The 12346-nt window shown below is 72.0% G+C and carries 12 protein-coding genes and 1 pseudogene; 6 read left to right on the top strand and 7 right to left on the bottom strand.

Features of this window, described 5'->3' with window-relative positions; translation table 11 throughout:
- Positions 1–5: 5 nt before the first annotated feature.
- Complete coding sequence (locus tag ACFJIT_RS02575; protein WP_379654935.1) at positions 6–476, top strand: DUF4426 domain-containing protein; 471 nt, start codon at positions 6–8, stop codon at positions 474–476.
- A gap of 19 nt (positions 477–495) precedes the next feature.
- Here ACFJIT_RS02575 and soxR read toward each other — a convergent pair whose 3' ends face one another.
- The gene (soxR, locus tag ACFJIT_RS02570) at positions 496–930 is read right to left on the bottom strand and encodes a redox-sensitive transcriptional activator SoxR (protein ID WP_379654934.1); all 435 of its coding nucleotides are present in this window, start codon (positions 928–930) and stop codon (positions 496–498) included.
- Between the two features lie 94 nt (positions 931–1024).
- On the opposite strand from soxR, the gene ACFJIT_RS02565 reads away from it, so the two are divergent.
- On the top strand, positions 1025–2392 hold the full coding sequence (locus ACFJIT_RS02565; RefSeq protein WP_379654933.1) for an MFS transporter: 1368 nt from the start codon (positions 1025–1027) through the stop codon (positions 2390–2392).
- A gap of 3 nt (positions 2393–2395) precedes the next feature.
- Here the strand turns inward: ACFJIT_RS02565 and ACFJIT_RS02560 are convergent, their stop codons facing one another.
- From ACFJIT_RS02560 to pdxH, 3 genes and pseudogenes are all read right to left on the bottom strand, one after another.
- Positions 2396–3190 (bottom strand): ABC transporter substrate-binding protein, encoded by a 795-nt coding sequence (locus ACFJIT_RS02560; RefSeq protein ID WP_379655697.1) that lies wholly within the window; start codon positions 3188–3190, stop codon positions 2396–2398.
- Between the two features lie 5 nt (positions 3191–3195).
- A pseudogene (gene aac(6') / locus ACFJIT_RS02555) lies at positions 3196–3658 on the bottom strand (aminoglycoside 6'-N-acetyltransferase).
- Positions 3659–3713: 55 nt separating this feature from the next.
- A complete protein-coding gene (gene pdxH / locus ACFJIT_RS02550) occupies positions 3714–4328 on the bottom strand; it encodes a pyridoxamine 5'-phosphate oxidase (protein WP_379654932.1) in 615 nt (204 codons plus the stop codon).
- A gap of 48 nt (positions 4329–4376) precedes the next feature.
- Between pdxH and ACFJIT_RS02545 the strand changes: the two genes are divergently transcribed.
- The 3 genes from ACFJIT_RS02545 (at position 4377) to aroB (ending at position 6923) form a co-directional block, all read left to right on the top strand.
- Positions 4377–5204 (top strand): kinase, encoded by an 828-nt coding sequence (locus ACFJIT_RS02545; RefSeq protein WP_379654931.1) that lies wholly within the window; start codon positions 4377–4379, stop codon positions 5202–5204.
- Positions 5205–5268: 64 nt separating this feature from the next.
- On the top strand, positions 5269–5814 hold the full coding sequence (locus tag ACFJIT_RS02540; RefSeq protein ID WP_379654930.1) for a shikimate kinase: 546 nt from the start codon (positions 5269–5271) through the stop codon (positions 5812–5814).
- Positions 5811–6923, top strand: a complete 1113-nt coding sequence (gene aroB, locus ACFJIT_RS02535; RefSeq protein WP_379654929.1) for a 3-dehydroquinate synthase — start codon at positions 5811–5813, stop codon at positions 6921–6923. The genes ACFJIT_RS02540 and aroB overlap by 4 nt, the downstream gene beginning before the upstream one ends.
- 15 nt (positions 6924–6938) lie before the next feature.
- On the opposite strand, the gene ACFJIT_RS02530 is transcribed toward aroB, so the two are convergent.
- Positions 6939–7883, bottom strand: a complete 945-nt coding sequence (locus ACFJIT_RS02530; RefSeq protein WP_379654928.1) for an isochorismatase family protein — start codon at positions 7881–7883, stop codon at positions 6939–6941.
- A gap of 94 nt (positions 7884–7977) precedes the next feature.
- Between ACFJIT_RS02530 and ACFJIT_RS02525 the strand changes: the two genes are divergently transcribed.
- Positions 7978–8928 (top strand): helix-turn-helix domain-containing protein, encoded by a 951-nt coding sequence (locus tag ACFJIT_RS02525; protein ID WP_379654927.1) that lies wholly within the window; start codon positions 7978–7980, stop codon positions 8926–8928.
- A 76-nt stretch (positions 8929–9004) separates the two neighbouring features.
- Here the strand turns inward: ACFJIT_RS02525 and ACFJIT_RS02520 are convergent, their stop codons facing one another.
- Both ACFJIT_RS02520 and ACFJIT_RS02515 read right to left on the bottom strand, forming a co-directional pair.
- Positions 9005–9919: a tyrosine-protein phosphatase gene (locus tag ACFJIT_RS02520; protein ID WP_379654926.1), complete on the bottom strand. Its 915-nt coding sequence runs from the start codon at positions 9917–9919 to the stop codon at positions 9005–9007.
- Between the two features lie 18 nt (positions 9920–9937).
- Positions 9938–12184: a TonB-dependent receptor gene (locus ACFJIT_RS02515; RefSeq protein WP_379654925.1), complete on the bottom strand. Its 2247-nt coding sequence runs from the start codon at positions 12182–12184 to the stop codon at positions 9938–9940.
- Between the last annotated feature and the right edge of the window lie 162 nt (positions 12185–12346).

Genomic DNA, 12346 nt, shown 5'->3' with positions numbered 1-12346 from the left:
TCGCCATGCCGGCGCGTCTGCCCTCGCGCTTGGTCCTGCAGCTGGCGAGCCTGCTGGCGCTGGCCGCGTGTTCGGGCGGGCAGGCGCCACAGCGGGTGCAGCCGGTGGCGCCGGTGGACAGCGTGCGCACGCTGGGCGCGCTGCAGGTGCGCTACAACGCCCTGCCCAGCCTGGCCTTGCCCGAATCGGCGGCCCAGGCCTACGGGCTGGACCGCGGCGCCGGCCGGGCGCTGGTGATCGTGGCGCTGCGGCAGCGACAGGGCGACGACGAGGTGCCGGTCCAGGGCCGCGTGCGCGGCGTGGCGGTGGATCTGTCCGGCCGTCGCCAGCCGATCACCTTCAAGCCGGTGCGGACCGGCGATGCGGTCGATCAGGTCGGCAGCGTGGAGATCAGCCCGCGCGACACGCTGCGCTTCGAACTGGACGTGGCCAGCGACATCGGCGGCGGCCCGCTGCGCTTCGAACGCAGTTTCTGAAGCGCCCTCGAAGGCGGCCCTACTCCACCTGCCACCGCTGCGGGCCAGCGCCCTGGGCGCCCAGCGCATCGCCCGGATTGCTCAGCCGGCAGCGACGCAGGGACAGGCAGCCGCAGCCGATGCAGTCGGTAAGCTGGTCGCGCAGCTGGTGCAGGGCGAGGATGCGCTGATCCAGCTCGTGCTTCCAGGCGGCCGACATGCGCGCCCACTCGGCCCGGGTCGGCGTGCGCGATTCGGGCAACGCGTCGAAGGCGCGCCGCACCGATTCCAGCGGCACGCCCACGCGCTGGGCCACGCGGATCACCGCCAGACGCCGCAGCACATCGCGCCGGTAGCGCCGCTGGTTGCCGGCGGTGCGCAGGCTGCGGATCAATCCCTTCTTCTCGTAGAAGTGCAGCGCCGACACCGCCATGCCGCTGCGCTGGGCCACCTCGCCAACCGCCAGTTCCTGCATGGCTTGACCTCAAGCAAAGTTGAGGTTGCATGCTGCCGTCCCCGCCGCCGCCAGGCAAGCGTGTCCGCCGCGGCGCCTGAAGAGCAAAGTTCGCATGAATGCTTCCGTTTCGACTTCCACGCCCGAGCAGGGCATCGCCGTCACTTCGGTCCTGGCGCCGCGCTACCGGGCCACCACGCTGGGCATGGTCGCGCTGGTCTCGCTCAGCGCCTTCGAGGCCCTGGCCATCGCCGCGGCGATGCCGACGGTGGCCACGGCGCTGAACGGCCTGCCGCTGTATGCCTTCGCCTTCGGCAGCACGCTGGCCACCAGCGTGGTCGGCATGACCGTGGCCGGGCGCTGGTGCGACCGGCGCGGCCCGGCCGGTGCGCTGTGGGGCGGGCTGGCCTGCTTCGTCGTGGGCCTGCTGCTGGCCGGGTTGGCGATCGGCATGCCGATGCTGATCGCCGGGCGCCTGGTGCAGGGCCTGGGCGCCGGCGCGCTGTCGGTATCGCTGTACGTGCTGGTCGGCCGGCAGTATCCGCAGGCGCTGCGGCCGAAGATCTTCGCGGCGTTCTCCGCGGGCTGGGTGGTGCCCTCGCTGATCGGTCCGGCCTTGAGCGGGCTGGTGGTCGAGCACCTGGGCTGGCGCTGGGTGTTCCTGGCGGTACCGGTGCTGGCGCTTCCGGCGGCCTGGCTGCTGCGGCCCGCGCTGGCGGCCCTGCCCGCGCCGACGCAGGCGAGCGCGCCGGGACATGCGATCGTCTGGGCCATCGGCGCGGCGATCGGCGTATGCGCGCTGTCCGTGGCCGCCCACCTGCCGGGCGCGCGCGCCGCGCTGGTGCTGCTGCCCGCCCTGGCGCTGCTGCTGGTCAGCGTCTGGCGGCTGCTGCCGCGCGGCACGCTGCGCGGGGCGCGCGGGCTGGCCAGCGTGATCGGCCTGCGCGGCGTGGCCGCGGCGGCGTTCTTCGGCAGCGAGGCCTTCCTGCCGCTGGTGCTGGGCCAGGCCCACGGCCTGTCGCCCAGCCGGGCCGGCATCGCGCTGAGCGTGGGCGCGCTGGGCTGGTTCTGCGGTTCGTGGTTCCAGGGTCACCAGACGCGCCTGCGTCGCCAGACCCTGGTGCGCGCCGGCTGCGCGCTGCTGGCGATCGGCGTGGCCACCACCGTCGCCGTGGCCTGGCCGGCGCTGCCGGTCCTGGTGCCGATCCTCGGCTGGGCCTGCACCGGACTGGGCATGGGCCTGCTCTACGCCAGCCTGTCGGTGCTGACCCTGGCGCTGTCGCCGCCGGCCGAACAGGGCCGCAACAGCGCCGCGCTGCAGCTGTGCGAAGCGGTGACGGTGGCCACCACGCTGACCATCGGCGGAGCGGTGTTCGCCGCCCTGCTGGCGCGCGCGCCGCTGCTGGCGCATGCGACGCCGTTCGCGCTGTCGCTGGGTTGCGCGGGCCTGGCGCTGTGGCTGGCGCGCCGCACCGCCGCCTGAGCGTCAGCGCGTTCGGCGGCTCCAGGCCTGGATGATCGCGGCGATCGCCTGCACGCCATCGGTCAGCGCGGCCGGGCCGGGCTGCAGGATCAGCGGCGACTTGATCTCGTGCAGCTGGCCCTCGCGCACCGCCGGGATCGCCTCCCAGCCGGGCCGCGCGGCCACCTGCTCGGGGCGAAAGCGCTTGCCGCACCAAGAGCCCAGGATGAGGTCCGGCGCCGCGGCGATCACCGGCGCGCCATCGGCCAGGATGCGGCCCTTGGCCAGCGGCTCGCGCGACAGCGCCGGGAAGGCGTCGCGGCCGCCGGCGATCTCGATCAGCTCGGCCACCCACTGGATGCCGGTGATCAGGGGCTGGTCCCATTCCTCGAAGTACACAATCGGCTGCTGCGGCAGCGACGCGGCCAGCGCCCGGATGTCATCGAGGCCGCGCTCGAGCGCGTCGGCATACGCCTCGGCGCGCGCCGCGCAGCCGACCAGCGCGCCCAGCCGGCGCACGTAATCGACGATGCCCGCCACGCTGCGATGGTTGGCGATCCACACCTCCACGCCGGCCTTGACCAGGGCAGCGGCGATCTCGGCCTGGATGTCGGAGAAGCCGATCGCCAGGTCCGGCTTGAGCGCCAGGATCTTGTCGAGGTTGGCGCTGGTGAACGCGGCGACCTTGGGCTTCTCGCGCCGCGCCTGCGGCGGGCGCACGGTGAAGCCGCTGATGCCGACGATGCGCGCCGATTCGCCCAGCGCGTACAGCGTCTCGCAGGGCTCCTCGGTGAGGCAGACGATGCGGCGCGGGCCGATCGCCATCAGGCCTCGTCGTCCAGCGCCATGCGGAAGTACACCACGCGCTCGGTCTCGGCGAAGCCGCACGCGGCATGCGCGCGCTGCGCGGCCACATTGTCCAGCGCGGTGTCGGAGGCCAGCTCGGTACAGCCCTGCGCCTGCGCCCAGTGCCGCACCGCCGACAGCAGCGCGCGCCCGACGCCCTGGCCGCGCCAGTCCGCATTGACGTACCAGCCCTCCAGGAAGGCCACCGGCGAGCTGTCGGTGCCGTTGACGTAGTCGTTGCGCAGCGCGGCCTCGGCGAAGCCGACCGCCGTGCCGTCCGCGGCGAAGGCCAGGAAGTTGCCGGCCTCGGCGCGCTGCAGCGCCTCGGCCACGTGCGCGCGGGCGTCCAGGGTCCTGGTCGGGCCACAGCTCGCCCTGCAGGCTGGCCCAGGCGCGCAGGTCCTGCGCGCCGGCCGCGCGGATCGAGAACGCGGCGCTCAAGGCAGCGGCAACAGGACGGTCGGCCGGCGCACCGGCAGGCGCCGCAGGCGGGCGATCAAGGAAACAGCATCCGCTTGGACCAGTGGCCGTCCGGCGCGCGCTCGTAGCGCCAGCGCTCGTGCAGGCGGAACCTGGCGCCGTACCAGAACTCGAAGCTGTCCGGCACCACGCGAAACCCGGTCCAGCCGTCCGGACGCGGCACCGGGCCGCCTTCGAACTCGGCCTCGACCTGGGCCAGGCGATCGTGGAATTCGGCCGCGTCCTTCAGCGTGTGCGACTGCGCCGAGGCCCAGGCGCCGAGCTGGCTCTCGCGCGGACGCGTGGCGAAGTAGGCATCGGCCTCGGCATCGGTGACCAGCTGCACCGCGCCTTCGATGCGCACCTGGATGCCGGCCTCGCGCAGCGTGCGCCACAGCAGCAGCAGCGCCGCGCGCGGATTGGCCTGCAGCTCGCGGCCCTTCTGGCTGTCCAGGTGGCTGTAGAACACCAGGCCGCGCGCGTCGTGCGCCTTGAGCAGCACGGTGCGCAGCGAGGGCTGGCCGTCCAGCGTGGCGGTGGCCACGCTCATGGCGTTGTACTCGGGCTCGGTGCCGCTCTGGCGGGCTTCTTCGTACAGGGCCGAAAAGGTATTCAGGGCTTCGGCGTACAGATCGACTTGCACTTCGCTCATCTGGTTGGATACGGCAGCGGCCCGCGGGCGGTGCGCTATTGTCGCCCGATGACGCATCCCACGCACGGCTTCCCCGATTCGCTGGTGTCCGCGGCGCTGCGCAGCGCGCGCGCGCTGCCGCAGGCGGTGCCGGTCTGGGGCCTGTCGGCGCTGCAGGGCACCGGCAAGTCCACGCTCGCCGCGCAGTTAGCGCAGGCCGCGCAGCGCGAAGGCCTGCGCAGCGCGGTGCTGTCGCTGGACGACTTCTACCTGACCCGCGCCGCGCGCCAGGCCCTGGCGCGCCAGGTGCACCCGCTGCTGGTCACCCGCGGCCCGCCGGGCACCCACGACCTGCCGCTGGCCCTGCACACGCTGCAGGCCCTGCGCGAAGGCCGCCCGGTGGCGCTGCCACGCTTCGACAAGCTGGCCGACGACCGCGCGGCCGAATCGACCTGGCCGCGGCTGGACGGGCCGGTGGATCTGGTGATCTTCGAGGGCTGGTGCCTGGGCACACCGGCCCAGGCGCAGGCCGCCCTGGTGGCGCCGATCAACGCGCTGGAGCGCGACGAGGACCGCGACGCCACCTGGCGCAGCCACTGCAACGCCGCGCTGGCGCGCGACTACCCGGCGCTGTGGCGGACCTGCGACACGCTGTGGTTCCTGCAGCCGCCGGGCTTCGAGCATGTCGTGGACTGGCGCTGGCAGGCCGAGGAAGGCCTAAAGGCCGAAGAGGGCCTGCAGGCCGAGCATCCCGAGCGCAGCGCCATGACCCGCCCGCAGCTGGAGCGCTTCGTCCAGCACTACGAGCGCGTCAGCCGCCAGGCGCTGCGCACCCTGCCGACGCTGGCCGACCACGTGGTCCGCGTGGACGCGCAGCGGCGGGTGATCGCCGGCTGAAGCCGCAGTTTCGCCTGCAACGGCCGTGGCCGGCGCGCGCGAGGCGCCAGTATCATCCGGAGCGATGAATCCCGCCCCCAACCTCGTGATGGTCGGCCCGATGGGCGCCGGCAAGACCTCGATCGGCCGCCGCATCGCCGAACGCTTCGGCCTGCGCTTCGTCGATGCCGACCACGCCGTGGTCGAGGCCGCCGGGTCGAGCATCCCGGAGATCTTCGAGCACGAGGGCGAGGCCGGATTCCGCGCCCGCGAACGCGCGGCGCTGGCGCAGCTGCTGGCCGGCGAAGGCCAGGTCGTGGCCAGCGGCGGCGGGGCGGTACTCGATGCGGGCAACCGCGCGCTGATGCAGGCGCGCGGCTTCGTCATCTACCTGCGCGTCGACGTGGAGACCCAGCTGCGGCGCGTGGCCCGCGACCGCAACCGCCCGCTGCTGCAGAACGTCGACCGCCGCCAGGTGCTCACCGACCTGATCGCCGTGCGCGATCCCCTCTACCGCCAGGTCGCCGACCTGGTGCTCGACGCAGACCGCCTCACGCCGGGCGAAGCCACCGCCGCCCTGGTCGGGCGGCTGGCGCGCGACTGGCAACCCACCGGAGCTTCCACCGCATGACCCCCGCCACCCAGACCGTCCACGTCGGCGGCGACGCGCCCTACGCCATCCACATCGGCCCCAGCCTGCTGCGCGCGGGCAAGGCGCTGGCCCAGCACGTGCGCGGCCGCCATGCGCTGCTGGTCAGCGATACCCACGTGGCGCCGCTGTACGCCGACGCGGTGGCGCAGGCGCTGAGCGAGGCGCGCCCGGACCTGCAGTTGGCGCGCTTCGTGCTGCCGGCCGGCGAGGAGTCCAAGACGCTGACCCACTTCGGCGCGGCCATCGAGGCGCTGGCCGAACTGGGGGCCACCCGCGATGCCTGCGTGTTCGCCCTCGGCGGCGGCGTGGTCGGCGACCTGGCTGGCTTCGCCGCGGCCTGCTGGATGCGCGGGGTGGACGTGGTCCAGCTGCCGACCACGCTGCTGTCGATGGTCGATTCCTCGGTGGGCGGCAAGACCGCGGTGGACATCCCGCAGGGCAAGAACCTGGTCGGCGCCTTCCATCCGCCGCGCGCGGTGTTCGCCGACACCACGGCGCTGACCACGCTGCCGCCGCGCGAACTGCGTGCCGGCCTGGCCGAGGTGGTCAAGTACGGCGCGCTGGGCGATCCGCTGTTCTTCGAATGGCTGGAGGCCGAGCACACCGCGCTGCTCGATGGCGATGCCGGTGCGCTAGCCACCGCCATCGCACGCAGCTGCGAGGCCAAGGCCGCGATCGTGGCGCGCGATCCGCTGGAAAAGGGCGAGCGCGCCCTGCTCAACCTGGGCCACACCTTCGGCCATGCGATCGAGACCGAACAGGGCTACGGCGGCGTAGCCAACGACAACCTCAACCACGGCGAGGCGGTGGCCGTGGGCATGGTGCTGGCCGCGCGGCTCTCGGCCAGGCTGGGCATGAGCGAGGCCGCCGACACCGAGCGCCTGATCGCGCTGCTCACCGCCTGCGGCCTGCCCACCGAGATCCCGCCCGGCCTGTCGCCGCAGGCCCTGCTGGCGCGCATGCGCCTGGACAAGAAGAACATCGCCGGCCGCCTGCGCCTGGTGCTGTGGCGCGGCATCGGCAAGGCCGAGGTGGTGCCCGACGTGGACGAGGCCCAGGTGCTACCGGTGCTGGCCGGCATGGGCTGAAGCTAGGCCGCGCCGCTAGACACTGCCCTCGCGCTCGATCACCAGGATCCGCGCCGCGCCCTGCGGATGGGCGACGTGCTCGGTGCCTTCCGGCGCGTGGAAGACATCGCCGGCTTCCAGCAGCGCGGTCCGCTCGGCGCCGTCCTGGCGCCAGTGCATCCGCACGCGTCCGTCGAGCACGGCGAAGACCTCCTGCCCGTCGTTGACGTGCCAGACATAGGGCTGGTCGGTCCAGTGCAGGCGCACGCCGACACCGTCGAGCCGCGCGATCGGCAAGGCCTCCCAGGCGCGCGTTCCGGTGAAGTCGCGGCTGCGGATCACCGTCGGCGTCGGCTGGGACGTACCGGCCCGCGCGCGCTGATGGGAGCTCAGCACATTGTCCGGCTGCAGCGCCTGGCCGGCCTGCAGCGCCGCGATCCAGGCGTCGGTGCTCACCACGGCGGCGAAGTTGCTGTGGAAGACCACGCTGAAGACGCGATGGATCTCCTCGGCGCTGGCCTGACCGGCGGCGTTGGCGTACGCCAGCGCGCCGCTGGCATCGCCGAGCACTTCCACGCGCAGGCCGCGATGGAAGGCCTCGAAGACGCTGGACGCGTTGCAGTTGTGGGTCATGTAGCCGACCACCGTCACGGTATCGATGTCGCGCGCGGCCAGCCACGCGGCCAGGTCGGTGCCGGTAAACACGCTGGGATGCGCCTTGAGGAGGTGGTGATCGCGCGGGCGTGCCGCCACGTCCGGATGCAGCGCCCAGGTATCGCTGCCATCGGCGAACACCGGCGCTTCGGCCGCCATGGTGTGCTGGAACACGACCACCGGCACCCCCTGCGCGCGGGCGACATCGATGGCGCGGACGATGTTGGGCAGCGATGCGGACACCGGCGGGTGGGCGATGCGCAGCGGGCCGGTGAAGTATTCGTTCTGGACGTCGATGACCAGTAGGGCGCGACGGGGAGCAGGCATGGCGGCAGCCTTTCGTTGAAGAAGGCGGCCAGTCTGGGCATCGGTCGCGGGGTCGACGAGTGGCCCGATGTGCGACTTTCGATAGAATCGGGCCATGTCGCCGCATCGCATCGCCGTGGTCGCCTTCGACCGCATCAGTCCCTTCCACCTGGCCGTGCCGTGCCAGGTGTTCGAGTCGCGCGCGGAGCCGGACCTGCCCGCCTTCGAACTGCGCGTCTGTGCGGCCGAGCCCGGTCCGCTGCGCACCGATGCCGGCTTCAGCGTGCAGCCGGCCCACGGACTGGAGGGACTGGACGGCGCGGACACGGTGATCGTCCCCTCCTGGCGCGATCGGGACGAACCGGCGCCGGCGGTGCTGACCGACGCGCTGTGCCGCGCTCACGCCGCCGGTGCGCAGCTGGTGGGGCTGTGCCTGGGCACCTTCGTGCTGGCCGATGCCGGGCTGCTCGACGGCCGCCCGGCCACCACGCACTGGGCCGCGCTGGAGACCTTCGCCCGGCGCCATCCGCAGGTGCGGCTGCAGCCGGATGTGCTGTACGTGGATGAAGGCGACGTGCTGACCTCGGCCGGCACCGTGGCCGGCATCGACTGCTGCCTGCATCTGGTGCGCCGCCTGCACGGCGCCGAGGTCGCCAACCGCATCGCGCGGCGGCTGGTGGTCGCGCCGCATCGCCAGGGCGGGCAGACCCAGTACATCGAGCAGCCGTTGCCCACCGACCCGGGCGATGCACGGCTGGCGCAGGTGCTCGAATGGGCCATGACCCACCTGGACCAGCGCCTGGACGTGGACGCGCTGGCCGCGCGCGCGCTGATGAGCCGGCGCACCTTCACCCGGCGATTCCGCCAGGCGACCGGCGCCAGCCTCGGCGACTGGCTGGCGCACCAGCGCCTGGCGCGCGCGCAGCGGCTGCTGGAAACCAGCGACCTGGCGCTGGATCGCGTCGCGGCCGAGGCGGGATTCGGCAGCGCCATCTCGCTGCGCCAGCGCTTCGCCGCGACGCTCGGCACGTCGCCCTCGGCCTATCGGCGCAGCTTTCGCGGTTGAACCATCGCTGCCGGTGAGCCCAGACGCTTCATGCGGTTGGGCCGGCCGCAGCCAAGGCTGGCCGGCGACCTCCGGATCAGCCGGCCTGACCCAGGCGCGCGCGCAGGCGCGCGATCTGGCCCTGGCTCAGGCCGATGGTCTTCAGATAGCCCTCCGCACCGCCGTACTGGCGCGTCAGGGTCGCCAGGAACAGCGCCATGTTCTGCGGCGCGGTCCCGGCCATGCCGGCCAGCTTGCGACCCAGCTCGGGATGGGCCTGGATCGCGCTCATGAGCTGCGCATTCATCGCGCTGTCCTTCGGCTGGCCCTCCAGGTAATGGGCCGAGATGGCGTAGTTGTGCACGATGTCGTCGTGCGGCACCCTGGCCAAGTCCAGCAACAGGGCCGCGATCACTCCGGTGCGGTCCTTGCCGGCGGTGCAGTGGAACAGCACCGTGCCCTGCTCCTGCGCGGCGATCCGGGTGAAGACCTGGCGGAACTGCGGCTGATTGCGGCCCAACCACTGCACATAGGCCTCGCCCAGCGAATCGGGGAAGCTGCTCATCAACTGGGCCAGGTCGATCTTCTCCACGCCCATCAGCGAGATGCGCTGATAGTCGAAGCGCGGATCGTTGGCGAGCAGGTCGGGCGACTGCGCCTGCTCGTCGGCGGTGCGCAGGTCGATATCCAGGCGCACGCCAGCCTTGGCCAGCGCGTCGCGGTCGGCGGCCGTCGCGCGCCCCAGGTCGGCGGTGCGCAGGAACGCGTCCGCCGGGATCGGGCCGTCGCGCCCCTGCAGGCCGGCGAAGCTGCGGGCGTTCCAGACGCCCTGCAGCGGCACCACGCGCCGCGCGTCGTCGGGCAGCGGCTGCACGTTGCCGGTCTTGGCCGCCACGGACGGAGTCGGCGCCGGCGGGGCCGGTGCGGCGGCAGTGGAACGGGCCGGTTGCTGGCTCGCGCAGGCGCACAGCAGCGCCAGCGCCAGGACCAGCGGGAAATGGGAAGGCTTCATCTGCGAAACTCCGATGGATCAGAAGTGGACGGTCACGTCGAGGCCGAACGTGCGCGGATCGTTGAAGATGCCGGTCTGGCCGAGCGCGGCGCTGTTGAGCTTGTAGAACAGGTGCTGCTCGTCGAGCAGGTTGCGCGACCACAGCGAGAACTCCGCCGTCGCGCCACCCGAGCCCATCGGCACGTCCACCAGCGCGACGCGCGCGTTGACCACGGTGGAGCGGTCGGTGAGCGTCTGGTCGTACTCGGAGGTGTAGAAGCCGTCGGACCAGTTGCCGTCCAGGTGGAACTTCAGCGCCGAGGCGTTGGCCAGCGGCACCAGGTAGTCCACCGCCAGGCTGCTGGCGTTCTTCGGCGCCAGCAGCGGCTGCACCGTCACCTGCACGCCGGCGCCGAACGGGTCGACGGTGCGCAGCGCGTCGATGTCGGTATAGGCATGGCTCAGGCGCAGGGTCAGGTTCTCCACCGGCATCAGCGAGAACTCCAGCTCCGCGCCGCGCGACTGGACCTTGCCCAGCGCGTTGGTGGTCACTGCGGTCGTGCGCGTGACACCGCTGTTGGGATCGAACGGCAGGGTGAAGTCCACCTGCTTGTGCTCGACCGTGGCATCGAACAGCGCCAGGTTGAACCGGGCGCGGCTGTCCCAGAACTGCGACTTCAGGCCCAGCTCGTAGGCGGTGACTTCTTCCGGATCGAAGGCGGTGTAATTGGTCGAGCGCGAATTGGCGCCGCCGGCCTTGAAGCCGGTGCTGTACTTGGCGTAGACCATCGCCTGCGCGCCAAGGTCGTAGGCGATGTTGACCATCGGATCGAACCGGCTCCAGGCATCGTCGAAGCGCAGCCCCGTGCTGGCGCCGTTGACGATGTACAGCCGGCCGTTCTTGTCGTCGCGGGTGAAACGGCCACCGGCGGTCAGATGCAGGCGCTCCAGCGACGCGGGCGTCCAGGTCGCCTGGCCGAACAGGCCCAGGCTGTCGGTCCAGGCCTTGCTCGCGCGGTCGATGGTCACCTTGCGCAGGTCCAGCGGATTGGTCGCCGGATTGAGCGTGTAGCTGTTGCCGCCGGGTCCCCACACCAGCATGTTCGGGGTCTGCGCGTTGTCGCCGGCGGCCTCGTGGTAGTAGAACGCGCCGGCCAGATACTCCACCTGCGCGGTATTGCCGATCAGCTGGAACTCTTGGCTGTACTGGTGCTGGTAGACCTGCGCCAGGCTGTAGCGCGCGAACGGCCGGCCCGCGCCCGAATAGGTGGAGATCGCGTCGATCAGGCCCATGTCGAACTGGCCCTGCTCCAGCTCCCGGTAGGAGCTGATCGACTTCAGCGTCAGCGCGTCGCTCAGGTCCCAGCTGAGGTTGAGCAGGTGGCCATCGGTGCGGCCGACATTGGGCCGCTGCGGGCCGCCGAGGATCGCGCTGTCGCGCCGGTCGGTGCTGGCGCCGGCCTTCTGCAGCGGGCTGGCATAGGGGCCGGCGACCAGCAGTTGGGTGTGGTACGGCGTGGTGGCGTCGTACGCATTGTCGTAGGCGTAGAGCGCGGAGAATCCCGCACTGGGCTGCCACAGCGCGCTCAACCGCCCACCGCGCTTGGAGTAGGCGTTGAAATCCTTCTGGCCCGGCATCGGATTGTCGGTGGTGCCGTCGCGCTTGGCCTGCACCGCGTCGAGCTTGAAGCTCACCTCGCCGACCTTGGGCAGGTCCAGGTGCAGCCCGGTGTTGTAGCCGCCGTAGTTGGACACCCCGGCGGTGACGTTGCCGCCAAGCTCGCCGGTGGGCTGGCGGGTCACGATGCTGATCGCGCCGCCCTCGGTGTTGCGGCCGAACAGCGTGCCCTGCGGGCCCTTGAGCACCTCGATGCGCTCCACGTCGTAGAGCATGGCGCCCAGGCCCTGCGAGCGGCCGAGGAACACGCCATCGACATAGACGCCCACGCCCGCGTCGCGCGCCGGCTGGTTGGCATCGGCGGCCGCGCCGATGCCGCGGATGCCGATGTTCAGCGCCGAGCTGCGCGTGGCGAAGGGCGTGACCCGCAACGAGGGAATCGCGCCGTCGGCCAGGTTGCCCAGCGAGATGATCTTGCGGTCCTTCAGGGCCTCGGCATCGGCGACCGAGACCGAGATCGGCGTCTGCTGCAGGTTGGTGACGCGCTTCTGCGCGGTGACCACCACCTGGTCCAGCTCGACCGCCTCGCGGCTATCGCCGGAGGCGCCGGGAGCCGGGCCCTGGGTGGAGGCATCCTGATGCTGGGCCAGCGACAGCGAAGGCAACAAGGCGGCAAGAGAGAGCGCGAGCGCCTGCGGACGCAGGGCACGGGAACGTGGCGTGGGAGGCATGAGGGTGGGGATGGGGTGGCGGGAAGCGGACGCAGTCTGTGTGCCGGCGATGACAAATGAATGACCGTTCATTCCGTTTCGAATGGACTAACATCGCGG

The organism is Pseudoxanthomonas sp. UC19_8, from assembly GCF_042700505.1.
GTDB lineage: Bacteria > Pseudomonadota > Gammaproteobacteria > Xanthomonadales > Xanthomonadaceae > Pseudoxanthomonas_A > Pseudoxanthomonas_A winnipegensis.
The sequence above is the reverse complement of the archived record's forward strand: the minus strand, read 5'-3'. Positions and strand labels throughout refer to the sequence as shown.

Coding starts and splice junctions, on each gene's coding strand:
- pdxH (WP_379654932.1), bottom strand. CDS start 4,328: ATGAGCGAAGTGCAAGTCGATCTGTACGCCGAAGCCCTGAATACCTTT.
- ACFJIT_RS02540 (WP_379654930.1), top strand. CDS start 5,269: ATGAATCCCGCCCCCAACCTCGTGATGGTCGGCCCGATGGGCGCCGGC.
- ACFJIT_RS02565 (WP_379654933.1), top strand. CDS start 1,025: ATGAATGCTTCCGTTTCGACTTCCACGCCCGAGCAGGGCATCGCCGTC.
- ACFJIT_RS02520 (WP_379654926.1), bottom strand. CDS start 9,919: ATGAAGCCTTCCCATTTCCCGCTGGTCCTGGCGCTGGCGCTGCTGTGC.
- ACFJIT_RS02530 (WP_379654928.1), bottom strand. CDS start 7,883: ATGCCTGCTCCCCGTCGCGCCCTACTGGTCATCGACGTCCAGAACGAA.
- ACFJIT_RS02525 (WP_379654927.1), top strand. CDS start 7,978: ATGTCGCCGCATCGCATCGCCGTGGTCGCCTTCGACCGCATCAGTCCC.
- aroB (WP_379654929.1), top strand. CDS start 5,811: ATGACCCCCGCCACCCAGACCGTCCACGTCGGCGGCGACGCGCCCTAC.
- ACFJIT_RS02575 (WP_379654935.1), top strand. CDS start 6: ATGCCGGCGCGTCTGCCCTCGCGCTTGGTCCTGCAGCTGGCGAGCCTG.
- ACFJIT_RS02545 (WP_379654931.1), top strand. CDS start 4,377: ATGACGCATCCCACGCACGGCTTCCCCGATTCGCTGGTGTCCGCGGCG.
- soxR (WP_379654934.1), bottom strand. CDS start 930: ATGCAGGAACTGGCGGTTGGCGAGGTGGCCCAGCGCAGCGGCATGGCG.